The organism is Lysobacter niastensis (genome assembly GCF_031457115.1).
Lineage (GTDB): Bacteria > Pseudomonadota > Gammaproteobacteria > Xanthomonadales > Xanthomonadaceae > Lysobacter_J > Lysobacter_J niastensis_A.
In genome coordinates this window covers 117,940-140,444 of record NZ_JAVDVY010000003.1, presented here as the reverse complement: position 1 = coordinate 140,444, position 22,505 = coordinate 117,940, and the positions used below count along the sequence as shown (strand labels likewise).

The 22,505-nt window shown below is 64.9% G+C and carries 21 protein-coding genes; 13 read left to right on the top strand and 8 right to left on the bottom strand.

Translation table 11 applies throughout. The features are described from left to right. Positions 1-6: 6 nt before the first annotated feature. The 9 genes from J2X06_RS15240 (at position 7) to J2X06_RS15200 (ending at position 10,597) form a co-directional block, all read left to right on the top strand. Positions 7-1,017, top strand: a complete 1,011-nt coding sequence (locus J2X06_RS15240) for an NAD-dependent epimerase (protein ID WP_310063880.1) — start codon at positions 7-9, stop codon at positions 1,015-1,017. Continuing rightward, positions 1,014-2,369 carry an oligosaccharide flippase family protein gene (locus J2X06_RS15235; RefSeq protein WP_310063878.1) on the top strand — a complete coding sequence of 452 codons (1,356 nt, stop codon included), beginning with the start codon at positions 1,014-1,016 and terminating at the stop codon, positions 2,367-2,369. The genes J2X06_RS15240 and J2X06_RS15235 overlap by 4 nt, the downstream gene beginning before the upstream one ends. Continuing rightward, entirely contained in the window at positions 2,356-3,579 is a 1,224-nt protein-coding gene (locus J2X06_RS15230; protein ID WP_310063876.1) for a glycosyltransferase, read from the top strand. Before J2X06_RS15235 ends, J2X06_RS15230 begins: the two co-directional genes overlap by 14 nt. Beyond that, positions 3,579-4,655, top strand: a complete 1,077-nt coding sequence (locus J2X06_RS15225) for a glycosyltransferase family 4 protein (protein WP_310063874.1) — start codon at positions 3,579-3,581, stop codon at positions 4,653-4,655. Before J2X06_RS15230 ends, J2X06_RS15225 begins: the two co-directional genes overlap by 1 nt. Further along, complete coding sequence (gene asnB / locus J2X06_RS15220) at positions 4,655-6,601, top strand: asparagine synthase (glutamine-hydrolyzing) (protein WP_310063873.1); 1,947 nt, start codon at positions 4,655-4,657, stop codon at positions 6,599-6,601. The genes J2X06_RS15225 and asnB overlap by 1 nt, the downstream gene beginning before the upstream one ends. Next, entirely contained in the window at positions 6,601-7,641 is a 1,041-nt protein-coding gene (locus J2X06_RS15215) for an EpsG family protein (protein ID WP_310063872.1), read from the top strand. The genes asnB and J2X06_RS15215 overlap by 1 nt, the downstream gene beginning before the upstream one ends. Beyond that, complete coding sequence (locus tag J2X06_RS15210; RefSeq protein WP_310063871.1) at positions 7,638-8,792, top strand: glycosyltransferase family 4 protein; 1,155 nt, start codon at positions 7,638-7,640, stop codon at positions 8,790-8,792. The genes J2X06_RS15215 and J2X06_RS15210 overlap by 4 nt, the downstream gene beginning before the upstream one ends. Positions 8,793-9,002: 210 nt before the next feature. Next, the gene (locus J2X06_RS15205) at positions 9,003-10,160 is read left to right on the top strand and encodes an MraY family glycosyltransferase (RefSeq protein WP_310063869.1); all 1,158 of its coding nucleotides are present in this window, start codon (positions 9,003-9,005) and stop codon (positions 10,158-10,160) included. An 86-nt stretch (positions 10,161-10,246) separates the two neighbouring features. Next, on the top strand, positions 10,247-10,597 hold the full coding sequence (locus J2X06_RS15200; RefSeq protein WP_310063867.1) for a hypothetical protein: 351 nt from the start codon (positions 10,247-10,249) through the stop codon (positions 10,595-10,597). Positions 10,598-10,619: 22 nt separating this feature from the next. Here the strand turns inward: J2X06_RS15200 and J2X06_RS15195 are convergent, their stop codons facing one another. The 3 genes from J2X06_RS15195 to J2X06_RS15185 form a co-directional block, all read right to left on the bottom strand. Beyond that, positions 10,620-11,555 (bottom strand): hypothetical protein, encoded by a 936-nt coding sequence (locus tag J2X06_RS15195; protein ID WP_310063865.1) that lies wholly within the window; start codon positions 11,553-11,555, stop codon positions 10,620-10,622. Positions 11,556-11,898: 343 nt separating this feature from the next. Further along, positions 11,899-12,072 (bottom strand): lasso RiPP family leader peptide-containing protein, encoded by a 174-nt coding sequence (locus J2X06_RS15190; RefSeq protein WP_310063863.1) that lies wholly within the window; start codon positions 12,070-12,072, stop codon positions 11,899-11,901. Between the two features lie 159 nt (positions 12,073-12,231). After that, positions 12,232-14,127, bottom strand: a complete 1,896-nt coding sequence (locus tag J2X06_RS15185) for an asparagine synthase-related protein (protein WP_310063861.1) — start codon at positions 14,125-14,127, stop codon at positions 12,232-12,234. A gap of 41 nt (positions 14,128-14,168) precedes the next feature. On the opposite strand from J2X06_RS15185, the gene J2X06_RS15180 reads away from it, so the two are divergent. Beyond that, the gene (locus J2X06_RS15180) at positions 14,169-15,305 is read left to right on the top strand and encodes a nucleotidyltransferase family protein (protein WP_310063860.1); all 1,137 of its coding nucleotides are present in this window, start codon (positions 14,169-14,171) and stop codon (positions 15,303-15,305) included. Positions 15,306-15,368: 63 nt separating this feature from the next. On the opposite strand, the gene J2X06_RS15175 is transcribed toward J2X06_RS15180, so the two are convergent. Together J2X06_RS15175 and J2X06_RS15170 are read right to left on the bottom strand one after the other, a co-directional pair. Then, positions 15,369-15,848 carry a lasso peptide biosynthesis B2 protein gene (locus J2X06_RS15175; protein ID WP_310063858.1) on the bottom strand — a complete coding sequence of 160 codons (480 nt, stop codon included), beginning with the start codon at positions 15,846-15,848 and terminating at the stop codon, positions 15,369-15,371. Then, entirely contained in the window at positions 15,841-16,095 is a 255-nt protein-coding gene (locus J2X06_RS15170; protein WP_310063857.1) for a PqqD family protein, read from the bottom strand. Before J2X06_RS15170 ends, J2X06_RS15175 begins: the two co-directional genes overlap by 8 nt. A 103-nt stretch (positions 16,096-16,198) precedes the next feature. On the opposite strand from J2X06_RS15170, the gene J2X06_RS15165 reads away from it, so the two are divergent. Next, complete coding sequence (locus J2X06_RS15165) at positions 16,199-17,854, top strand: ABC transporter ATP-binding protein (RefSeq protein ID WP_310063855.1); 1,656 nt, start codon at positions 16,199-16,201, stop codon at positions 17,852-17,854. Positions 17,855-17,983: 129 nt separating this feature from the next. On the opposite strand, the gene J2X06_RS15160 is transcribed toward J2X06_RS15165, so the two are convergent. Continuing rightward, positions 17,984-18,838, bottom strand: coding sequence for a hypothetical protein (locus J2X06_RS15160; protein WP_310063853.1), 855 nt, complete (start codon positions 18,836-18,838; stop codon positions 17,984-17,986). 142 nt (positions 18,839-18,980) lie between these two features. On the opposite strand from J2X06_RS15160, the gene J2X06_RS15155 reads away from it, so the two are divergent. Further along, entirely contained in the window at positions 18,981-19,388 is a 408-nt protein-coding gene (locus tag J2X06_RS15155; RefSeq protein WP_310063852.1) for a hypothetical protein, read from the top strand. 55 nt (positions 19,389-19,443) lie between these two features. Here the strand turns inward: J2X06_RS15155 and J2X06_RS15150 are convergent, their stop codons facing one another. Beyond that, positions 19,444-20,070 (bottom strand): TetR/AcrR family transcriptional regulator, encoded by a 627-nt coding sequence (locus tag J2X06_RS15150; protein ID WP_310063850.1) that lies wholly within the window; start codon positions 20,068-20,070, stop codon positions 19,444-19,446. 28 nt (positions 20,071-20,098) lie between these two features. Then, the gene (locus J2X06_RS15145; protein ID WP_310063848.1) at positions 20,099-20,356 is read right to left on the bottom strand and encodes an acyl-CoA-binding protein; all 258 of its coding nucleotides are present in this window, start codon (positions 20,354-20,356) and stop codon (positions 20,099-20,101) included. A 153-nt stretch (positions 20,357-20,509) separates the two neighbouring features. Between J2X06_RS15145 and J2X06_RS15140 the strand changes: the two genes are divergently transcribed. Then, entirely contained in the window at positions 20,510-22,498 is a 1,989-nt protein-coding gene (locus tag J2X06_RS15140) for an SDR family oxidoreductase (protein ID WP_310063846.1), read from the top strand. The last annotated feature ends 7 nt before the right edge of the window (positions 22,499-22,505 follow it).

Below are 22,505 nucleotides of genomic sequence, written 5' to 3'. Positions count from 1 at the left end.
TACGAAATGAAAGTGCTCGTGACCGGCACCGCCGGCTTCATCGGATCGCATGTCGCGCTCAAGCTGCTCGAACGCGGCGACCAGGTCATCGGCTTCGACAGCCTCAACGACTACTACGACGTCAATTTGAAGAAGGCCCGCCTGGCCCGCTTCATGGAGCACCCCAACTACACCCATATCCAGGCCGACCTGGCCGATCGCGCCGCGGTGGAAGCGGCATTCGCCACTCACAAGCCGCAGCGGGTGATCAACCTGGCCGCGCAGGCGGGTGTGCGCTACGCGGCCGAGAACCCGCATGTGTATGTGAGCAGCAACGTCACCGGGTTTCTGCACGTCCTGGAAGGGTGCCGCCATCATGGCGTTGAGCACTTGGTGTTCGCTTCGACCAGTTCGGTCTATGGGGCGAACACGAACATGCCGTTCTCGGAGCACCACTCCACCGAGCACCCGCTGACGCTGTACGCGGCCACCAAAAAAGCCAACGAGCAGATGGCGCACAGCTATGCGCACCTTTACGGAATTCCTTGTACTGGCTTGCGCTTCTTTACTGTGTACGGCCCGTGGGGCCGGCCGGACATGGCGCTGTTCTTGTTCACCAAGGCCGTTCTGGAAGGCAAGCCGATCAAGGTGTTCAACCACGGCAAGCACAAGCGCAGCTTCACCTACGTCGACGACATCGTGGAGGGCGTGATCCGCACACTGGACAAGGTGCCGGAAAAGGACGCGGGGTGGCGCGGCGACACGCCGGACCCGGCCGCCAGCGGTGTGGCGCCATACCGTCTCTACAACATCGGCAACGAACAGCCTGTCGAGCTTCTGCGCTATATCGAGGTGCTGGAGCAGTGCCTCGGGCGCAAGGCGCAGATGGAACTGCTGCCGCTGCAGGCGGGGGATGTGCCGGACACCGAAGCGGATGTGTCGGAACTGATCGGGGCGGTGGGGTATCGACCGCAAGTGACCGTGGAAGAGGGTGTGGCGAACTTTGTCCGCTGGTACAAGGGCTGTTACGACGCATGATCGGCAAGCTGCGAAATCACCTCGCCCCTGATGGCCCGTTCCTGCGGGTCGTTGTCGCCAGTGCAACGCTCCGGGTGACCGGCATGGCGTTCGGATTGCTCGTCGGTATTCAGTTGGCGAGGCTTCTTGGCGCGGAAGGATATGGTGTCTACGGGGTCGCCATGTCGGTGATTGCGCTTCTTACCGTTGCCGCGGAATTCGGACTTTCGATTCTGGTCACCCGCGAAGTTGCGTCTGCGAAGGCCTTGAACAGCTTCGTCAGTGCTGGTGACGTCCTCGCCTGGGCAAACAAGTTCGTCCTGCTTTGCTCATTGGCTCTGATTGGCGGCATGTTGCTGCTAATGGGTGCGATGCATGTCAGGTTGGGGCAGGGCTTGTACAGAACGTTGGCGTACGGCCTGCTGCTAGTTCCTGTCGTGGCCTTGGCGAGCGTATGGGGCGGGGCGCTGCGTGGCTTGCAGAATATTGCGGGCGGACAATTTCCAGATGTACTGCTTCGACCGGCGTTGTTTTCGTTGTTGCTCCTGCTGGTGCATCAGGCTGGCCTGGTCGTGTTTGACCCCACCATTGCGATGATTCTTGGGCTGGTGTCGGCTGGAGCAGCATTGCTCGTTTCAGGTCTCCTGCTGCGACGCGATTGGCCTACATCAGTAATTGGCACGCGGTCGGTCAAGTCTTCAGGGAATTGGTTGCGCTCTGCCGCCCCCATGGCCTTGTCGGAAGGCGTTCGAGTGCTGCAAGCACACCTGGTCATCATTGTCCTTGGTGTCATGGCGGCCGCTTCCGAAGTGGGGCTTTTTCGTGTAGCGGTCTCTGTCTCGCTGCTGATCACCCTGCCTGTTTCGCTCCTGAACGTTGTATCGAGTCCTATGCTGGCGAAGTTGCATGCCGAGGGCGATCTCGCAGGAATGCAGCGCCTACTGTTCCGGGTGTCTGTCGGCATGACAGTTGGTGTGATTTTGCTATGCCTTCCGTTTGTTTTTTTCGGTAGAGAGCTGCTTGGTTTTGTATTCGGGCAGCAGTTTTCCGGATCGCTCAATTCACTGTTGATTCTTTCTGCGGGCGCGCTCGTGAACGCGGTCTTCGGCGCTGCCATTGGATTGCTCAACATGACGGGCCACGAAAAGAAAGTGACGCGGGCTTTCCTCGTCTCGCTCCTGTTTCTAGCCATCATGGTGGTTCCGCTGACTTTGGTGTACGGGGGCGCCGGAGCGGCGTTGGCAAGCAGTGCAACGGTTGCTTGCTGGAATTGGATCATGTGGAAGGATGCTATGAAGCATTGCAATTTGGATGCTTCGATTTTCGGATTTGGCGCTCCGGCGCGTCGGGGTGTCGCCAATGTCGACAGGTGAAGTGATTGCCGGCGATTCACGCGCGGTGTTGTACGTTTCATACGACGGGGTTCTCGAGCCGTTGGGACAGTCACAAGTGCTGGCCTACCTTGAGCATCTGTCTGTCCGTCGCGAGATCCATCTGTTGAGTTTCGAGAAGCCGGGCGATTGGGCTGATCGTTTGGCACGCGACGAGGTCGTTGCCCGGATGAAGGCGGCTGGAATCCACTGGCACCCACGGCGCTATCACAAGCGCCCGACGGCATTGGCCACTAGCTACGACATTGCCGTTGGTGTGCTCGTTGGATTCTGGTTGATCCTGAGCCGCCGCATTCGCACCATGCACGCGCGCAGCTATGTTCCTGCGGTGATGGCACTCACGCTGAAACGACTGACAGGCGTGAAGTTCGTTTTCGACATGCGCGGCTTCTGGGCGGACGAGCGCGTCGACGGTGGTCTGTGGCCCCGTGAAGGGCGGATGTACCGGGTTGCAAAATGGTTCGAGCGTCGTTTTTTGCTAAGTGCCGATCATGTTGTGGCGCTTACGCACGCGTCGGCGCGGGAGATGGGGAGTTTTCCCTATCTGACCGGACGTATTCCGCCGGTCACGGTCATCCCAACCTGTGCCGACCTAGCACGGTTCCGGCCGGGCGCAGGAGTGAGGGATGACGGCTTCGTCCTCGGTTACGTGGGTTCCGCCGGGACGTGGTACCTGTTCGATGCCGTCGCGGCCTGCTTCAAGCAATTGCTTGTACTGCGTCCGGACGCGCGGCTGCGGGTCGTCAATCGCCATGAGCATGGCTATATCCGCGAGCGGTTGGCGGCGGCGGGAGTTCCCCATCAGGTGGTCGATATTCGTGCTGTCAGTCATGCCGAAGTGCCGGCCGAGATGGCGCAGATGCACGCAGGGATTTTCTTTTACAAGCCCTCCTATTCGAGAATGGCATGTGCCCCGACCAAGTTAGGGGAGTTTCTCGGCTGTGGGATCCCGTGCCTGTCCAACCGAGGAGTTGGAGACATGGCCGAAGTCCTGGAAGGCGAAGGGGTTGGCGTCGCCTTGGATGGCTTCGATGAGTCCGAGCTTCAGGCAGGTCTGAACCGTCTGTTGGCGCTCGTTGCTACTGAGGGCATGGCCGAGCGCTGCGTGACCGCTGCCAAACGGCATTTCTCGCTGGAGCAGGGTGTCGCGCGCTATCGGGCCATCCACGACGCAATGGAGCCCGCAAGCTAATGCGGATGTTGATGTTGCCCCGATACGATGAGCTTGGCGCCAGCAGTCGGTTGCGTTTGCTTCAGTACATCCCTGCGCTGCAGATAGCAGGCATCGAAGTGAAGGCAGCACCGCTGCTGGACGACCGCTATGTTCGCGCACTGTACGCCGGTCGGATTTCGGCGTCGTCGGTGCTCGATGGCTACTGGCAACGGCTCAAATCACTGCTCCAGGTCGGCCGCTACGATGTGGTCTGGCTGGAGAAGGAGCTATGGCCGTGGTTGCCCAGTCTGTGCGAAACAGCGCCGCTTCCCCGTGATGTGGCTGTTGTTGCGGATTACGACGACGCCGTTTTCCATCGTTATGACGAGCATCCAAACGCATTCGTCCGTCAGGTGCTGGGGCGCAAGGTCGACAGGGTCATGCGTCGCGCCGACCTGGTTACGGCCGGCAACGCCTACCTGGCCGAACGCGCAGACGCGGCCGGTGCGCGACGCATCGAGCGCCTGCCAACCGTTGTCGATCTGCAGCGTTATCCACGAAGCGAGAAAACACGCGAGTCGACTGGGCCGGTCGTCATCGGCTGGATCGGCTCGCCTTCGACAGCCGGTTATCTCAAGGCGATCACGCCGGCGTTGCAGGCGCTTGCCCTACGCCAGCCGATTCGATGCGTCGCTATCGGGGCGCGTGCGGATCAGCTCGAGGGTACGCCCTTTGAAGCCTGGACCTGGCGCGAGCAGGATGAGGTGGCGATGCTCCAGCAATTCGACATTGGCGCGATGCCGTTGCCGGATGCGTCGTGGGAGCGCGGCAAGTGCGGCTACAAGCTGATCCAGTACATGGCGTGCAGTCTGCCCGTTGTGGCATCTCCGGTCGGCGTCAATCGGGAGATTGTCACGCAGGGTATCAACGGTTTGCTGGCGTCAACGACTGCAGAATGGGTAGATGCACTTGAGCTTTTGATTGCCGACGCTTCACTGCGCCGTGCGATGGGCGCTGCCGGCAGGCGTGCGGTCGAAGATACGTATTCCTTACAGGCACAAGCTCCGCGTCTCGTGAGTCTGCTGCGCGAACTGGTAGTCGGAGAGAGCCGCTGATGTGCGGGCTGACGGGATTCCTGACGCGGGCCGGCAATGCAGGCGCCCTGGCACCGCTGGCCGTGGCGATGGCCGACCGCATTGTCCACCGCGGTCCTGATGACTACGGCGTCTGGACCGATGACGGTGCCGGGATCGCATTCGCGCACCGTCGCCTGTCAATCCTCGACCTGTCACCCGCCGGTCACCAGCCGATGATGTCGGCAAGCGACCGCTGGGTGTTGGCCTATAACGGCGAGATCTACAATCACCTCGACCTGCGTCGCCAGTTGGAGGCCCAAGGCAGGGCTCCGGCATGGCGTGGACATTCGGATACCGAAACGCTGCTGGCCGCCATCGAGGCGTGGGGCGTGGATGCCACGCTGAAGCGCAGCGTCGGCATGTTCGCGATCGCGCTGTGGGACCGCAATGAGCGCACATTGTGGCTGGCGCGCGATCGCATCGGCGAGAAGCCGCTGTACTACGGGTGGCAGGGCGACACCTTCCTGTTCGGCTCCGAACTGAAGGCGCTGCGGGCGCATCCGGCGTTCAATGCCGCTATCGACCGCGGCGCGCTGGCGCTGATGCTGCGCCACAACTACATCCCGGCGCCATATTCCATCCATGCCGGCATCCGCAAGCTGCCGCCGGGGACATGGCTGCGGCTCGGGACTGGGCAGCGCGACGTCGAGCCGGTGGCGTACTGGTCGCTGGCCGAAGTGGCCGAGCGCGGCATGGCCAACCCGTTCCAGGGCTCCGAGGCCGAGGCACTCGATGCGCTGGAGCAGCATCTGGGCAATGCCGTGCGTGGGCAGATGGTCGCCGACGTACCGCTGGGCGCCCTGCTGTCCGGTGGCATCGACTCGACCACCATCACCGCGTTGATGCAGGCCAACAGCACGCGGCCGGTGCGGACCTTCACGATCGGCTTCGACGAGCACGGTTACGACGAGGCCATGCATGCGCGCGCCGTCGCCGCGCACCTGGGTACCGAGCACACCGAGCTTCGCCTGCGTGGCGACGAAGCGCTGTCGCTGATCCCGAGCCTGCCTTCGATGTACGACGAACCGTTCGCGGATTCGTCGCAGTTGCCGACGCACCTGGTGATGCAGTTGGCCCGCCAGCACGTGACCGTGGCGCTGTCAGGCGACGCCGGTGACGAGATGTTCGGTGGGTACAACCGGTATTTCCTGGGGCCGGCGGTCTGGCGCTGGATCGGGTGGATGCCTCGGGGCCTGCGTCGTGCAGTGGGCGCTGGACTGACGGCCATACCGGCCGCCGCGCTCAACCGACTCGCGGCCCCCTTGGCCACGCGTGCGAATGTCGCCATGGCAGGTGACAAGGCGCACAAACTCGGGCTGCGCATGCGCGAGGTCGGCTCGCTCGACGACATGTACGTGTCGATGGTGTCGGAATGGCCGGATGCCGGTCGGATGGTGTCCGGCGGCAGCATGCCGCCGAACTTGCTCGACGACCGCACGCGCTGGCCGCGTTTGGGCGACCCGGTTGCACGAATGAAGGCACTGGATGGGCTGACCTACCTTCCCGACGACATCCTCACCAAGGTCGATCGTGCTTCGATGGCGGTCTCGCTTGAAACCCGCGCGCCATTCCTGGATCGAGAGGTCGTCGAGTTCGCATGGTCTTTGCCAATGGCGATGAAGCTCCGCGACGGGAAGGGTAAGTGGCCGTTGCGGCGGTTGTTGGACCGGTACGTGCCGCGGTCGTTGGTGGAACGTCCCAAGATGGGTTTTGGCATCCCGCTGGACGAGTGGCTGCGTGGACCATTGCGCGAGTGGGCCGAAAGCCTGCTGGCCGAGGACAGATTGCGCCGCGAAGGCTTCCTGGACCCCGTTCCGGTCCGGGCTGCCTGGCGGGCTCATGTCCGCGGCGAAGCCTCGTTCGGCTACCGGTTGTGGTCAGTGCTCATGTTCCAGGCGTGGCTCGAACAGCAGGAGGCGTGCTGATGTGGCCGTTCTGGCTGATGTTCCTGGTGCCTGCATGGGGTGTGTTGATGCCGGGGCGCTTGCCCCAGCGGCAGGCTTGGTGGATCTGGTGCGGCGTCGGCGCGTTCTTCGCCTTGATGATGGGGCTTCGCCACGAAGTGGGAGGAGACTGGTTCAACTACGTGCCGCATTTCCAGGCAACCGCGCGAATGACGTTTCTCGAGGCGCTACAACGCAGTGATCCGGGCTACTACGCGCTGAACTGGCTGGCGGCCCGATTGGGCGGCAGCATCTACACCGTCAACCTGGTCTGCGCCGCCTTGATGATGTGGGGCACGGTCGCGTTCTGCCGGCGTCAGCCGAACCCCTGGTTGGCGCTGTTGGCAGCGGTGCCCTACATGCTGGTGGTGGTCGGCATGGGTTATACGCGCCAGTCGGTGGCACTCGGGTTCGCCTTGCTGGGGCTGGTGGCACTGGGGGACAAGCGTGTGCGCTCCTTCGTGGTCTGGGTCGCGGTAGGGGCGCTGTTCCACAAGTCCGCGGTGCTGCTGCTGCCGATCGCGGCACTGGCCACAAGCCGCAACAGGCTCACGACGGGTCTGCTGGTGCTCGTATCGACGGCGCTGCTGTATTACCTGCTGTTGGCCGATAGCGCCGAGAATCTCTGGATCAACTATGTCGAGGCCGACATGCAGTCCCAGGGCGGCGCGATCCGTGTTGCGATGAATGTGGTCCCCGCGTTGTTGCTGGTAGTGCTCGGTAAACGCCTGGAGCCCGATCCCGCCGCTCGACGACTGTGGTCGTGGATGGCCGTCTTCGCGTTGGCCTGCGTCCCGATGGTGGCCGTGTCGTCGACAGCCGTGGACCGAGTGGCCTTGTACCTGATCCCGTTGCAGTTGTTCGTATTCTCCCGCTTGCCACGACTGGCCACCACCACGAAGGTGCGCACGCCGCTAGTGCTGGGGATCGTGGCCTTCTACGCGGCGGTGCAGTTCGTCTGGCTGAACTTTGCCACCCATGCCCAGTACTGGGTCCCGTACCAATTCGCGCCGTTCGCATGACACCTCCACACGCCGGCTCGGGACGAAAGATCGTCCTGTTCGCCAATACCGACTGGTACCTCTACAACTTCCGCCGCTCGTTGGCGTTGGCGCTGCGCGACGCTGGCCACGAAGTGCTGCTTATCTCGCCACCTGGCCCCTACGGCGAGCGGCTGCGCGCGCTTGGGTTGCGCTGGGAGCCGGTGCCGATGGACCGGCGCAGCCTCAACCCTTTGCGCGAGGCCGCGTTGCTTTGGTTTCTGTGGCGCCTGTTACGGCGCGAGCAGCCGGATCTGGTCCATGCATTCACTATCAAGTGCGCGGTCTACGGCTCGCTCGCGGCGCGCCTGGCGCAGGTTCCGGCGCGGATCAATGCGGTGGCCGGCATGGGCTATGTGTTCACCAGCCAGAGTCGCAAGGCCAGGCTGTTGCGTCCGCTGGTGCGCGCACTGATGCATGTCGCGCTGGATGGGCGCAATGCGCGCCTGATCCTGCAGAACCCGGACGACGTGGCGCTGTTCGAACGCGCCGGCATTGTGGATCGCGAGCGCATCCGCATGATCCCCGGGTCGGGCGTGGACTGTTCCCGTTTCTCCGGGGGCGGTCGCAATCCGGCGGGTCCCTTGCGCGTGTTGTTGGCGGCTCGCCTGTTGTGGGACAAGGGGCTGGCCGAGTACGTCGCCGCCGCCCGTGCATTGCGCGCGCAGGGGCGGGAGATCGAGTTCCTGCTGGCCGGGGATCCGGATCCCGGCAATCCTGCCGCAGTGACTGAAGCCAGGGTCCGCAGTTGGGTGGAGGAAGGGGTTGTGGAGTGGCTCGGTCATGTCGACGACATGCCGGCATTGCTTGCGTCGGTGAATATCGTCGTGCTGCCCAGCTTTCGCGAGGGCCTGCCCAAGGGGCTGATCGAGGCGGCGGCCTGCGGCTTGCCCCTGGTGACTACCGATGTACCCGGTTGCCGTGAAGTCGTAAGCGACGGGGTCGATGGTCTGCTTGTGGCTGCACGTGACGCCGATGCCTTGGCCGACGCCATTGCACGGCTGCAGGACGATCCGGAGTTGGCTGCGCGATTGGGCCGGGCGGCCCGCAACAAGGCGCTAGCTCAGTTCGACGAAAACATCGTCATCCGGCGGACGCTGGAAACACACGAAGAACTGCTTGCGCTTGGCTGAGGAAGATGCGGGCAGGAGCCTGGCTCGCAAGTGCCGGATGACGATCCACGTTAGGAGTGGGGCCTGCTGCGTTCAATAGTGACGCCATGCGTCAAATGAGTGCCGAGCGGCAATTTTAGGAAGGTAAAGAAAGGTTTCTGTTTTCCTTGCGTGGGCCTGCGTCTCATTTAATATGTGACACATGGCACTTTTTTGCCGCAGGGGATTTCAGTGATCGAATTGGTAAGCGCCGAGAGGGGGCTCGCGGCTGCCGGATTGACGTTCCTCGTGCAATGGCTGCTGCGACCCGTTGCGCACCGCTGGAATCTGCTAGACCACCCGAAGGGCCGAAAGGACCACTCGCATCCGACCCCGATCACCGGTGGCTTGGCGATCGCCGTGGGCGTGGTGGTAACCGGACTGTCGATGCTGCAGGCGACTGTCGCGATGTATGCGTTCTGCGCTGCCTCGATTTTGCTGATCGTGGTGGGGTTGCTGGACGACAAGTACGACCTGCGCTGGTACTGGCGCGTTTTGGCGCAGTCGGTGGCGGCGCTGGTCATGGTGTATCTGGGCGGCGTGCGGATCGAGCAGCTCGGGCCGGTATTCGGCCTGGGTGAAACGTCCCTGGGCATGCTGTCGGTGCCGTTCACGGTGTTCGCCACTGTCGGCCTGATCAACGCCATCAACATGGTGGACGGAGCCGATGGCCTGGCCGGGCTGCTGGTGACCGGCGCGCTGGTGATGCTGACCGCGGCCGCGCTGTACGCCGGCAATGGCGGCATCGCCGACCACACCCTGATCCTGATTGGATCAGTAGGCGCCTTCCTGACCTACAACATGCGACTCCCCTGGCAGCCCAGGGCCAAGGTATTTTTGGGCAACGCGGGCAGCGCGTTTCTTGGCTTCGTTATCGCCTGGATTTCTTTCAGCCTGACCCAGAACCCGGGGCATCCGGTCAGCCCGGTACTGGCACTGTGGTTCGTGCCGGTGCCGGTCATGGACTGTCTGGTGCTGATCGCGCGACGCCTGTGCCTAGGCAAATCGCCGTTCATCGCCGACCGCAACCACATCCACCACATCATGCAGGAAGGCGGCTTCGGGCCGACCCAGGTGGCGCTGGCGCTGGCATTGTTCAGCGGCATATGCGGTCTGGCTGCGGGTCAGGCGATGCGGATGGACGTGCCACAGCCGTTGTTACTCGTGGCCTTCCTTGGTCTGTGCTTCGGCTGGTACAGGCTGACCGGCCGCCGCGAGCGCGTCGTCGGCATGTTCCGCGCACTGCGTGGGCATAGCGAGCCGGCGGTCGTCCTGCGCGTGATGGCCGGCTTCAAGGGGCCTGAGAGGAGCGCGACGCGAGTTGCAGAGACCGAGGTCGAGGCGGCCTGAACTTCGCCAGTAGAATGGCGCTCTCTTCGGTGCAGGGTGCTGTCTTGATGATTCTCGTCAATCTGTCCGGCAACGAGGCGCGGTGAGTGGTGCTTCGATTCCTGCCCTTGGCGGTGGCCGCGGCGGTATTGCTGCTGGCTGGCCTCAATCCACTGCCGTTTCCGCTGTTCTGGGACCACCAGGACAAGCTGCACCACGTGCTTGGTTTCCTGGCCTTAGGCTGGGCGTTGCGACGCACTAACCCGCGCCTCGGCCTGGCCGGCTATCTGCTATTTGGGCTGTCGGTCGCGGTTGGCATCGAACTGGTGCAGTGGGCTTGGCTGCCCCAGCGCACCGCGTCGCTGGCCGACGTCGCTGCCGGTATGGTCGGGGTTGGGTTTGCCTGGTGGTGGCGTCCGGGTTGGGCGGCATTGGGCGGCCAGCGCGCGACGCCATAGCCCGTGTCCGCGCCGTCGGCCGTCAAACTGCGCCCATCTGTTCCAGTGCTTCGACAACATGCGGCAAGCGCGAGTAGTCGCGTGGGTAGGCCAGCGCCAATACAGGCATCCTGGCAGCGGCGGTGGCTGCCTGGATGAGGTGTTGGGCCAGCCGGGCACGGTCGCTCAGGTCGAGTTGGAAACTGTTGCGCACCAGCGCCATACAGGCCGCCTGGGCCGGCAGGGGGGTGAGGCGGATGACCGGCTCCTCCGGCGGCGCTTGCAATACCAACACCGCATCAATGACAACAGCGGCGTCGGTTGACTCGCTGATGGGCAGGCGCTGTTTGGCGCAATAGTGGGCCATCGGCGTAGCCTGATGCGCGCGCCCGACAAACAGCCTGGCCAACGAATCCGGCCATAGTCTGAGGCCGGGGTAGCTGGGTACTGCGTGTACCTGTTCGCCATCGAATCGCAAAAGCACGCAATCGTCGGTGAGCAACTGCCCCCCGCTGAGCACCAGCGCGCCGGCCAAGGTGGACTTGCCGTGGCCGCTGTCACCGAGCATCCCGAATGTGCGGCCGGTGGCGGTGCGAACCGCGCTGCCGTGCAGGATCAACCGACCCCGCTGGGCCAGCAGGCGAGGCAGGATCTGGTCGAGCAGGACGTGCCGCAGCGACTCATCGCTGGAGCCGGGCGCGGGCCATACGGCGATGTCGCCCTGCGCGTCGGCGCGCGCTTCGGCCACGTGCGGGAAGCGGAAATAACAGACTTCACCCGCACGCGCGCACGACAGGGTGATCCCGCCGCGCGGATCGGTGAAATCGTGCTGCCATTCGCACGCGCCCGTGGGGAACAGTGGCTCGGCGACAATCGTCAGGCGGAAGTCGCCGGGGCCAGCGGAGGCGGTGGGAAGCTCAGGCAGGGCAATGGGCGACACGATGGTGTGGCCTGCATAACGGTGCCAGTGATGGGTCATGGATGCATGTCAAAAAAAATCCCCGGCAGTCACGCAAGCCGGGGATCGTGGTTGCGGGCGACACCCCGAGGTGTCGCTCAACCGATCATGGGCGCGGCCTTTGCCCACCGCTGCCTTCGTTCGCATTGCCCGAGCCGCCGGCCGTTAGATCTGACACGGCACCATAGTTGTGCAGCTGCGGTGTCTGGTAGGGCTGGCGCTGCGCCGAAGCGGTCAAAATCTGTTCAACTTGCATTGCGTCCCCTGAGATGGATGGTTGTCACAGTTTGGCTATCGAATGCAATCGTGCCCGATTCTGTGATCAGTTACCAGACGTTTATCCAAACCAGGTGGTAGTCGCACTCTAGGCTCGCTTGAAGTCGCCGTTGCTGTTCTCGAGCGCATGGCCGGAGCCGCCGGCGGTCAATGTATTGACACTGCCGTAGTCGACCAGTGCGGGTGTTGCATAAGGCCTGCGCACCGTCTCGGCGGTGACAGGACGGGTGCTGCTGATGGCATCGGTATCGCGATCCTGCATACAAGCCCCCTCGGTCTGAGACCGGTTGTCCGGGATCGGTGACCAGCGCGCGCTTGTATCGGGCCGGAAGTCGCGGTCCGAAATGACTGGCGCTGGGATCCCCGGGGCGATCCTATCTCAAAAATGAGAAGTAAGTCACATTAGAAATGTGATGGCGGATCACGCCTTCTGTCGGGCCAGCCAGGACCCCAGCAAGGCCGCCTCGACCACAGCGGCATGGGACGGGTCGTCCGCACTGCCCGCGCCGAGCCGGGCGGTGGCCGCATCCAGGGTGGCGAGGTTGATGTACGGGGCCAACAGCGGACGCAACTGTCTCAGTCGGTCCAGCAGGGGGGATTGCTGGCTCGCCAACAGGGTCCGGGTCAGCGACCAGCCCAGATGCTGCTTGTCCTGGCGCCAGCAGACGGCGGCGGGCAGGCGGGTCCGCATGGCGTGGCGCAGTACTGCCTTGCTCCAGCCGTCGTGCAGCCGTTGGCGATCGGGCAGGTTGACGCATAGTTCGACCAGGAGCCGATCGGTCATCGGGTGACGCGGTTCGACGCCATGTTGGGCGGCTACCCGGTGGTACCGCTCCAGCGCCACGCTCAGGTATGGATGGCTCAGTGCTTCCATTGCCTCATTGGCGGGTTGAGCGTGGGCACCCGGCGAACGATGGGCGCGTAACGCAGCCAGTCGAGCGTCTAGGTCGACGCGCCGAGCGAACTCTGGCGAGATCAGCGAGCTGGCAAGGTTGCTGCGCATCGCGGACGCACGGTGCCAATAGTTCCGAAGCGGCATCGGGGTCAGCGCCGAACGCATCGCGGCGCCCAATGGGCGCAAACCGCTACGGCGGTCGAAGTAGATCCGGTCGATGCCACGGGCATTGCGCAGTGCGCCCAGCCAGCGGCCCGTGCGTAATTGGCGGACCAGACCATGGCCTTCGAGAAAGAGGCTGTCTCCGTCGATGCCGTCGATAACGGCGTCGACGCCGCGTTCGGCGGCGGCCCGGTACTGCGCGTGGATCAACGGCATGGAGCCGTCGTAGGGTTCCTCTGCGTCGAGCATCCAGTCCAGTAGAGCCGGCTGCTCGTCGAGGATCCGGTTTCGGTCTACGAGGGTCGCGTCGAAGCCAGGCAGGGCGAGCATGGCCCGGATGGCACGTGTCTCCTCGTTGTCGGCGCCGGTATCGATGCAGGAGAACGTCGGCAGCGGTCCGCCTCCGCTGGTCGCAAGTTGCTGGTTGGCCAGCAATGCCAGCGTGGAGGAATCGAGGCCGCCGCTGAGCATGCAGCCGACCCGGCCAGGACTATCGAGGTGGCGGGTGATCGCGCGCTCCAGGGCTTCGGTCAATGCCGCGGCCCAGTCGTCCTCGCCCCGAGGCAGTTCGTTGGTGGGGCGCGCCTGCAGGGCCCAGTAGCGCCGCCTATGTGCGGAGCCCGGCGTGGCTATCAGCTCATGAGCGGGCGGCAGGCGTTCGATGTCCCGGTAGAACGTGGAGGTGTGGTCGATCCCTTCGAGCTGGGTCACCAGATAGTCGGCAATGCGCCCCTCGTTGAGCCGGGCAGGTATCTGCGGATGGGCCAGCAGTGCGGTGCTCGAGGAGGCAAAGGCAAACAGCCGGCCTGGCGCATGGTGAACGTACAGCGGCTTGACGCCCATGCGGTCCCGCGCGCAGAACAGACGCTGCTGCCGCGGGTCCCATACGGCGAAGGCGAAGTCTCCATCCAGCTGCTCTATGCAGCGCTCGCCCCAGCGCAGCCACGCACGCAGTACCAACTCTGTATCGCTGGCCCTGGTGCCGCCGGCCAGTCCTAGTGTTGCGGACAGGCGCCGTCGGTCGTCGAGGCGGACGTCGGCCACCACGACGCAGCCGGACGCCGGATGATCAAATACGATCGGCTCCCCGACGATGCCATCGTGCCCCGACCATTCGGCGCTGGCGAGGGCCATCGAGCCGCCGTGCCAGTGCTGAAATTGCCCGAGGCCGTTGCGCACCAACGCGGCGCACATCGCATTCAGGTCGCCGACCTGCAACGGGCGCCCATCGAACTGGAAAAATCCGCAGATCCCCTTCATCGTGTCGAACGTGATTCCGCGAGGTGGCGAAGATTAGTGTGATGGATTCCCGGTCGGAAATGCGCAGCCAACGTCGGGCCTGGCTGGCTTCGGCACTGCGAGGAGACTGCCCGGCCTGGGCACCGGACCTGTTTGTCGCCCCATTGGCCTTGGCGGACGCAGCGGCGCAGGAGGGCGTGGTCGGCTTGCTAGCGGCTGCGCTGCGGAGGTCTGGCTCAACAGGCATCCCGCCGGAGGAGCGCGCCAAGCTCGACGGTGCCGAGCGTCGCGAGCGGGCACTGGAACTGCTACGCCGGGCAGAGTTGGTTCGGGTCAGCGACGCCTTGGCCTCGGCCGGCCAGCCGGTGTTGGTGCTGAAGGGCGCCGCGCTGGCGCATTGGCTGTATCCGGAACCGCATCTGCGGCAACGCTGCGACGTGGATCTGTTGTTCGAGACTGTCGAATCGCTGGAGGCCACAACCCCGGTCTTGGCCGAGCTTGGCTATGAGGCTGCACCTCTTGCAGCCAATGCCATCCACTATGAGCGTGCCTTCACTGCGCGCTCGCCCGGCGGCCATGTGCACGTCATCGATGCGCATTGGCGGATGTCCAACTACCCCGTCTACGCCGAGCGTTTCGGATTCGAGGAGCTGTTTGCGGCGCGCCGTGTGCTGCCCGGCATTGCGACCGCTAACGGGCTGGGGTTGGTGCACGCGCTGATTCAGGCATGCGTGCACCGAGTGTCCAACCTGCGCACAGGCGAGGGCGATAGGCTGATCTGGCTTTACGACCTCGAGTTGCTCGTGCAGCGGTTCGCCGATGACGACTGGGCACAACTGTTGCAGATAGTGCGTGACAGGCAGTTGGGCGGCGCATGCCATGCGGCGCTGCAGGCCGCACAGCGATGGCTCCACACCCGCTTACCTGCCGAGGTCGCGACTTCATTGGCCGAATGCGCGAGAGGGGAAGAGTTCCAGGCCGACCAGGCACACCGGCGCGATTACTACGAATGGCAGGTGTTGGGCACGCTGCCCTGGTGGAGTCGGCCCGGCTACTTTCTCAAGCGTGTATTTCCAAGCGCCGCCTACATGCGCCAGGTATACAATCTTTGCAACAGCATGCAATTACCTGCCGCATACGCGCGTCGCCTGGGGGAGTGCATCGGCATTGCGTTCCGTGCCGTGCGTTCGCACCGATGATTCAACGCGCCGTGATGGCGGCGCGTCGCTGAGTGGCAAAACGAAGATGTATGGAGCTGCCGCTCAACGCGGCACGTCGAACGACGTAGCTTCGCGCGTTGTTGGCGCGGCTAGCGGAAAAGTCGGTGGCAGATCCTCCCCCTGCGCCAACGCCATTCCTTCCAGTTCAACCCAGGCGTGCGCCTGCAAACCCTCTTCGCCGCGCTGGGCGCCGATGCGCAGCTGCGCCGGCAGGCCCTCGCGGCGCAGCCACCACTGCACGACCAAGGCCTGGCGCAGGCAAGTGTTGGTCCACGCGCCGTGACGACCGGCGATCGAGGCCAGTTGCGCCAAGCGTTCGGCCTCGGCCAGCGCCTGCGGCGTGCAAGCCCGCAGCGGACGGGTTTCGCCGTGGCGGGTCAGCCAGCGTTGGGTGTGGACGAAGCCGGCGCTTCGCAGGGCCAGGTCAATCAACGGCAGCAGCACGGCCAGCGCGAGCAGGCGGCGGCGATCGCCCGCGCCCAGTGCGCGCCAGCGTGCCCAGCGGGTGCGGGATTCAGTCAACGGTGACCAGGCCAGCATCGGCCAGTTGCGCGACCAGTGCTAGCAGGTCCTGTTCCAGGCGCTCGGCGGTGACGTCGTACTCGGCCAGCAGCGCACCGTGCGCGGCGCCCAGCTCCGGGTCGACCGACAGCAGTTGCCACAGCCGGGTGCCCACCGGGTCGAGCCCAAAATAGTGTTCGCTGCGCAGGTCGAGCAGGATCGCCTCATCGCCGGTGATCTGCAGCATCGCCTGAGGCGAAGGCTGCACGCGGCATGCTAGCGTGGGCGCGGGAATTGGGGACATGGCGATGCGGGACGGTCGAACACAGGCGGGCGGGCAGGGTACGGGTCCGGAGCGGGCGAAGTAAAGGATGGGACAGGAGCGAACCCCGGGCGACGCACGCCTGGCCTGGCGCCTGCTGCGCCCGTACCGCGGTCCGCTGCTGGTGGCGCTGGCACTGCTGCTGGCGCAGAGCGCCGCAGCGCTGGCGATGCCGTGGCTGGCCGGGCGGTTTTCCGCCGCGTTGCTGAACAGCCAGCCGGTGACCGGGCTGCTGCTGGCGTGGTTCGCGGTGATCGCGTTGCAGGCCGCGCTGGGCTACGCGATCGCGGTGCGCAGCCAGGCGATCGCCTCGCATCTGATCGCCGACGGTTCGGCACGGGTGTTCGATCACCTGCAGTCGCTGCCGCTGCCGTGGCACCAGGATCGCCGCCGCGGCGAGGTGCTGGCGCTGCTGACCGAGGACGTGGGCCGGTTGGGGTATTTCGTCACTGCCACGTTGCTGCCGCTATTACCGCTGCTGCTGACCTGCGCCGGTGCGTTCGCGATGATGCTGCGGATCGATCCGCGGGTCGGGCTGGGGGTGGCGGTGCTGGTGCCGCTGTTCTTCGCGATGCTCAAGCTGGCCGGGCGACGGCTGCGGCCGCTGGCGCGGCAGGCGATCGAGGAGCACGCAGCGATGTCGGCGATCGCCGAACAGAGCCTGGTGATGCTGCCGATCATCAAGGCGTTCTCGGGTGAGCCAGCCGAGTCGGCGCGTTTCCTTGCCCAGGCGCACCGCTATCGCGACGTGGACTTGCGTCAAACCCGCTTGCACGAGGCGATCGGGCCGGTGGTGCGGGTGGTTGCGGCCGCTTGCGTGCTGCTGCTGTTGTGGGCCGCCAGTCACGGCGTATCCAGCGGCGCGATGCGCGCGGACGAATTGGTCAGCCTGCTGTTGTACGGGTTGCTGCTGACCCAGCCGGTCAGCCAACTGGCCAGTGTGTACGGCCGGGTGCAGACCGCGCGCGGCACCGCCGAGCGCCTGCGCGAATTGTTCGCGCAGCAGCCCGAACCCGACAGCGGCGACGACCACCTGCACGAGGTGCACGGAGCGTTGGCCTTCGAGAGTGTGCGCTTCGCCTATCCGGGCCGGCCTCCGGTGCTGGACGGCCTGGACCTGCAGATCGCCGTCGGCGAGACCGTCGCGATCACCGGGGCCAACGGTGCGGGCAAGAGCACGCTGGCCCATCTTCTATTGCGTTTCGCCGATCCCCAGGCGGGACGGATCACCCTCGATGGTGTCGACCTGCGAAACCTCGCCTTGCCGTCGCTGCGCGCGAATATCGGCCTGGTCGCGCAGAACGTGTTGCTGTTCAATGCCTCTGTGGCCGAGAACATCGGCTACGGCCGCCCTGACGCGAGCATGGAAGAGATCGGGCGCGCCGCTCGTGCTGCTCGTGCGCATGAGTTCATCGCCGGTCTGCCCGAAGGCTATGCCAGCGTGGTCGGCGACCAGGGCATCAAGCTCTCCGGCGGACAGAAGCAGCGCATCGCGCTGGCGCGCGCGCTGCTCAAGGATCCAGCCGTGCTGGTGCTGGACGAGGCCACCGCGATGTTCGATCCCGAAGGCGAGCGCGAGTTCATCGAGGAGTGCCACGACATCCTGCGCCAGCGCACGGTGCTGCTGATCACCCATCGCCCAGCCAGCCTGGCGCTGGCCGACCGCGTGCTGCGGCTGGAGAACGGGCGGCTGCGGCAGGTGTAGCGGGTCCTGCGCGGATCGCGGTGATCCGGCGCGCGACCCGCGGCCGGCTCAGTCGATCAGGCGCGCGCCGCAACGCCGACCTGGTGCGTATTGTCCGCGAGCGCGGTCGGCTGTCCGGTCTGTGAGCGGCTACTCCAGCTGGGACTTGGCATAGGCCGCGTCCAGCGTCTCCATTGCATCGGCTGGTTTCAGCTTGGCCGCTTTTTCATAGGCCGCGGCGGCGGCGTCTTCCTGCTTGTCGCCGTGCAGCAGCATCAGCACGTTGCCATGCTCGATGTGGGCGATGGGCGAATCCGGCGTCAGCTTCAGCGCGGTCTTGATGTGCTTGTCGGCTTCGGCCGCCTTGGCACCGTAGGTCAGGCCGCCGATCATCGCGCCGACCTTGCCGATGATCTCGGCGTGGTAAAGCGCCATGGCGGTGTGCGCTTCGGCGTGTTTGGGCGCCAGTTCGAGCGTGGTGTCCAGGGCGTTGCGGACCTTGCCGGCGATGCCGGCTTTCAGCGCCTTGGCGATGCTCAAGCCCTGGCTGTACCGGCCCAAGGCGAACGCATGGCGGTAGTGGCTGTTTGCTTCGTCCGGCAGCGCCTTGACGGCGGCTTCGGCCAGTTTCGCGGCGTGCTCGAAACGCTTGAGCTTTTCCGCATCGTCTTCCACCAGGTAAGTCGCGTGGATACCCAGGGCCTTCACCGCCACGGACGCGCCGACCGGGCCGAGTTTTTCGCCGGCATCGAAGGCCGCTTTGAAGTCGCCGAAGTGGAACGCCCGCCAAGCTTCTTGCAGTGCTGCGGCCAGTCCATCGGCATCGAGCCCCTTGGGCGCCGCCTTGCCGGCTGCCGCGATCAGCGTCGCGGCGCGCTTGGTGTCCGGGAAGGGTTCGACATCGCCCGCATGCAACTTCGGCCAGGCTTTCTTCAGGGCATCGCCGGCGTAGGTGAAGCCCTTGGCGTCGTGGGGAAACGCGGCCCAGCTGGTTTTGGCGGCCATATGCGGTCCTTGTCGGCGGGTGGGAGCCGCAGCATCCGCCACGGTACGGGTGCGGGGCAAGGGGTAGTGTGTTTGCTCCATGGACCGTGCGCACAGTGCGCTGCGTAAACGGCATTCCGGCCGATCACTGGAGCCCAGGACCATGGCAGCCACCAAGCGCAAGACCCCAGCGAACCGTGAAACTTCCCTGCGTCATGTCTGGCTGGCAGGTCTCGGCCTGGCCGTACTCGCACGCCGTCAGGCGCTGACCGCCGGCGATCGCGTGGCCGGGCAGGCCGACGAACTCAAGCGTCGCGCGCTCGCGCTGGCGGACGACGCCCGGGCCAACGTCATCGGTGGCCTGGACCTCGTGCGCGGCCAGGTCGAACCGAAGGTCGTTCAGTTCAGCGCCGAGGTGGAAGCCCGCCTCACGCCTGTGCTCGACAAGCTGGGCCTGAAGGACGCCACGCCAAAGCCCGCCCGCAAGGCACGCAAGAGCGCGGGCAAGCGCGGCGGCCGTACCGCATCGGCCAAAAAAGTGCAGCCCCGGCGCTCCACTCGACGCGCCTGATAGGTCACCAGCACGCCAACGACGCCCCGCCGATGCGGGGCGTATGGGCGGATGCTCAGTCGATGTAGGCGCGGGTCAGCGTGTTGAGATGCACGCGTTCGGCATCGCGCAGGAACGGCGCCAGCAGCATCATCACCTGGACGATGCCGGCCCGGATCGCGGCGTGCTCGTCGCGGTCGCCGCGCGCCGCGGCGTAATTGAGCCAGAACGTGGCGATGACCAGCACGTTGGTCGCGGTCGCCGCCAGTTCGTCCTTGGAGGCGCGCATGATCCCCGCCTGCGACAGTCCTCGCATGACCCCGAGGGCCTGCTCGTCGGCGCGCCTGAGGATGCGGGCGAAGCGCAGTCGCAGCCGTCGGTTGCGGCTGAGGATCTCGACCAGGTCGCGGTGCAGGAAGCGGTAGTCCCAGATGCACTCGAACACCAGGTGCAGTTGCAGCCAGATGTCCTCCAGTCCGGGCAGGCGCCCCTGCGGGACCGACAGTGCAGCGTCCATGCGCTCCTCGAAGCGCGCGAACAACTGCTCGATGATGTCGTCCTTGTTGCGGAAGTGGTAGTACAGGTTGCCCGGGCTGATCTCCAGCTCGTCTGCGATGTGGTTGGTCGTGACGTTGGGCTCGCCCTGCGCGTTGAACATCGTCAACGCGGTGTCGAGGATGCGCTGGCGGGTCTGTTTCGCCATGGGTCGGTTGCGACAGCCCGCCGCGGCGTCAGCCGCGCAGCTTCTTCACGAGGTCGACGTACTTCTTCCTGGCATCGTCCTGGCCGGTGCCCTTGAGCTTGGCCCAGGCCTCGTACTTGGCGGTTCCGACGAAATCGAAGAAACCGGGCTTCGGACCGCTGACGTCGCCTTCCGAGCCCTGCTTGTAGAGCCCGTACAGGCGCAACAGGGTCTCGTTGTCCGGACGCTCCGGCAGCAGTTGGACGTCCTTGGCGGCTTGCTCGAATGCAGTCTGTAGGTCGGACATGACGACGCCCCTCCTGGCGGCCAAGTTGGTTCGGGCATTAGCGCATGCGATGTCGGGGTGGTCAATACGCAGGGGAATTGTTCGCAGGCATCGGCTCTGGCAACGTAGTGCCATCTCGCCGCCTTCGCGGCTACTAGGGATAGGGGAGAAGGCATGAGTTACTTCGTCACCGGCGCGACGGGGTTCATCGGTCGCTATCTGGTCAGCAACCTGCTCAAGCGCAAGGGCACCATCTACGTGCTGGTGCGCAAGGACTCGGTCAAGAAGCTCGATGCCATCTCCAAGAAGATGGGCTGGGATCGCAAGCGCGTGGTCGTGGTCGACGGCGACATGACCGAGGCCAAGTGCGGGGTGAGTGCCGCACAATTGAAGACCTTGAACGGCAAGGTCAAGCATTTCTTCCACCTCGCCGCGATCTACGACCTGACCGCGAAGGCCGAGCAGCAACGTGTGGCCAACATCGAAGGCACGCGCAACGCGCTCGACCTCGCCGCCGCCATCGGCGCCGGCGTGTTTCATCACACCAGTTCGATCGCGGCCGCGGGTCTCTATCAGGGCGTGTTCCGCGAGGACATGTTCGAGGAGGCCGAAGGCCTGGACGATCCCTACCTGCGCACCAAGCACGATTCGGAAGGCCTGGTGCGGCAGGAGAAGCGCCTGAGGTGGCGCATCTACCGGCCCGGCATGGTGGTGGGCCACTCGCAGACCGGCGAGATGGACAAGGTCGATGGGCCTTACTACTTCTTCACCTTCCTCAAGAAACTGCGCGAGATGCTGCCGCCGTGGATGCCGATGCTCGGTGTCGAAGGCGGGCGCATCAACCTGGTGCCGGTGGACTACGTCGTCGATGCGATGGATCACATCGCGCACAAACCGCGCCTGGATGGGCATTGCTTCCACCTGGTCGATCCGCAGCCGATGCGCGTGGGCGAGGTGCTCAATACGTTTGCGCGTGCCGGCCACTCGCCGGAGATGACGATGCGCCTGGATGCGCGCATGTTCGCCTTCGTGCCCAGTGGCGTGCGCAGCGTCGTCGGCAACCTGCCGCCGGTGCGACGCTTCATCGGCATGTTGCTGCGTGACTTCAAGGTTCCCAAGGAAGTCCTCAAGTTCATCACCTATCCGACGCGCTTCGACAACCGCGAAGCCGAGCGGGCGCTGCGCGGCAGCGGTATCGAAGTGCCGCCCTTGGAGCAATACGCATGGCGTCTGTGGGACTACTGGGAACGGCATCTCGATCCGGATCTGTTCGTCGATCGCACGCTCAAGGGCAAGGTGCGCAACAAGGTCGTGGTGATCACCGGCGGCTCGTCGGGCATCGGCCTGGCGACCGCGCAGCGCGTGGCGGAGGCCGGGGCGATCACGGTCATCGTCGCGCGTGGGGAGGATGACCTGTTCAAGGCGCGCGATGCGATGACGGCGGCCGGCGGCAAGGTGTTCGCCTATACCGCCGACCTGTCGGATATGGCCGACTGCGATCGGTTGGTCAAGACAGTGCTGGAAGCGCACGGCCGCGTCGACATCCTGATCAACAACGCCGGCCGTTCGATCCGTCGCTCCATCGAACTGAGCTACGACCGCTTCCACGATTTCGAGCGGACGATGCAGCTGAACTACTTCGGCAGCCTGCGCCTGATCATGGGCTTCATGCCGGGCATGACCCATCGCCGCAAGGGGCACATCATCAACATCAGCTCGATAGGCGTACTGGCCAATTCACCGCGCTTCTCGGCCTACGTCGCATCGAAGGCGGCGCTGGACGCGTGGAGCCGCTGCGCGCAGGGCGAGTTGTCGGGCAAGGGCATCTGCTTCACCACGATCAACATGCCGCTGGTGAAGACGCCGATGATCGCGCCGACCAAGATGTACGAGAGCGTGCCGACGCTGACTACGGAGGAAGCCGCCGACCTGGTCGTGAAGGGCATCATCGACCGCCCCAGCCGCATTGCCACGCGCCTGGGCATCTTCGCCTCGGTGGTCAACGCGCTGGCGCCGAAAGCCTACGAAGTGGTGATGAATACCGCCTTCGAACTGTTCCCGGATTCGGCCGCGGCCAAGGGCGACAAGAAGGCGTTGAAGGACGAGCGCGCCAGCAACGAGCAGATCGCGTTCGCCGCACTGATGCGCGGCGTCCACTGGTAGTGTCGAT

Coding starts and splice junctions, on each gene's coding strand:
- J2X06_RS15240 (WP_310063880.1), top strand. CDS start 7: ATGAAAGTGCTCGTGACCGGCACCGCCGGCTTCATCGGATCGCATGTC.
- J2X06_RS15235 (WP_310063878.1), top strand. CDS start 1,014: ATGATCGGCAAGCTGCGAAATCACCTCGCCCCTGATGGCCCGTTCCTG.
- J2X06_RS15230 (WP_310063876.1), top strand. CDS start 2,356: ATGTCGACAGGTGAAGTGATTGCCGGCGATTCACGCGCGGTGTTGTAC.
- J2X06_RS15225 (WP_310063874.1), top strand. CDS start 3,579: ATGCGGATGTTGATGTTGCCCCGATACGATGAGCTTGGCGCCAGCAGT.
- asnB (WP_310063873.1), top strand. CDS start 4,655: ATGTGCGGGCTGACGGGATTCCTGACGCGGGCCGGCAATGCAGGCGCC.
- J2X06_RS15215 (WP_310063872.1), top strand. CDS start 6,601: ATGTGGCCGTTCTGGCTGATGTTCCTGGTGCCTGCATGGGGTGTGTTG.
- J2X06_RS15210 (WP_310063871.1), top strand. CDS start 7,638: ATGACACCTCCACACGCCGGCTCGGGACGAAAGATCGTCCTGTTCGCC.
- J2X06_RS15195 (WP_310063865.1), bottom strand. CDS start 11,555: ATGACCCATCACTGGCACCGTTATGCAGGCCACACCATCGTGTCGCCC.
- J2X06_RS15190 (WP_310063863.1), bottom strand. CDS start 12,072: ATGCAGGATCGCGATACCGATGCCATCAGCAGCACCCGTCCTGTCACC.
- J2X06_RS15185 (WP_310063861.1), bottom strand. CDS start 14,127: ATGAAGGGGATCTGCGGATTTTTCCAGTTCGATGGGCGCCCGTTGCAG.
- J2X06_RS15180 (WP_310063860.1), top strand. CDS start 14,169: ATGGATTCCCGGTCGGAAATGCGCAGCCAACGTCGGGCCTGGCTGGCT.
- J2X06_RS15165 (WP_310063855.1), top strand. CDS start 16,199: ATGGGACAGGAGCGAACCCCGGGCGACGCACGCCTGGCCTGGCGCCTG.
- J2X06_RS15160 (WP_310063853.1), bottom strand. CDS start 18,838: ATGGCCGCCAAAACCAGCTGGGCCGCGTTTCCCCACGACGCCAAGGGC.
- J2X06_RS15155 (WP_310063852.1), top strand. CDS start 18,981: ATGGCAGCCACCAAGCGCAAGACCCCAGCGAACCGTGAAACTTCCCTG.
- J2X06_RS15150 (WP_310063850.1), bottom strand. CDS start 20,070: ATGGCGAAACAGACCCGCCAGCGCATCCTCGACACCGCGTTGACGATG.
- J2X06_RS15145 (WP_310063848.1), bottom strand. CDS start 20,356: ATGTCCGACCTACAGACTGCATTCGAGCAAGCCGCCAAGGACGTCCAA.
- J2X06_RS15140 (WP_310063846.1), top strand. CDS start 20,510: ATGAGTTACTTCGTCACCGGCGCGACGGGGTTCATCGGTCGCTATCTG.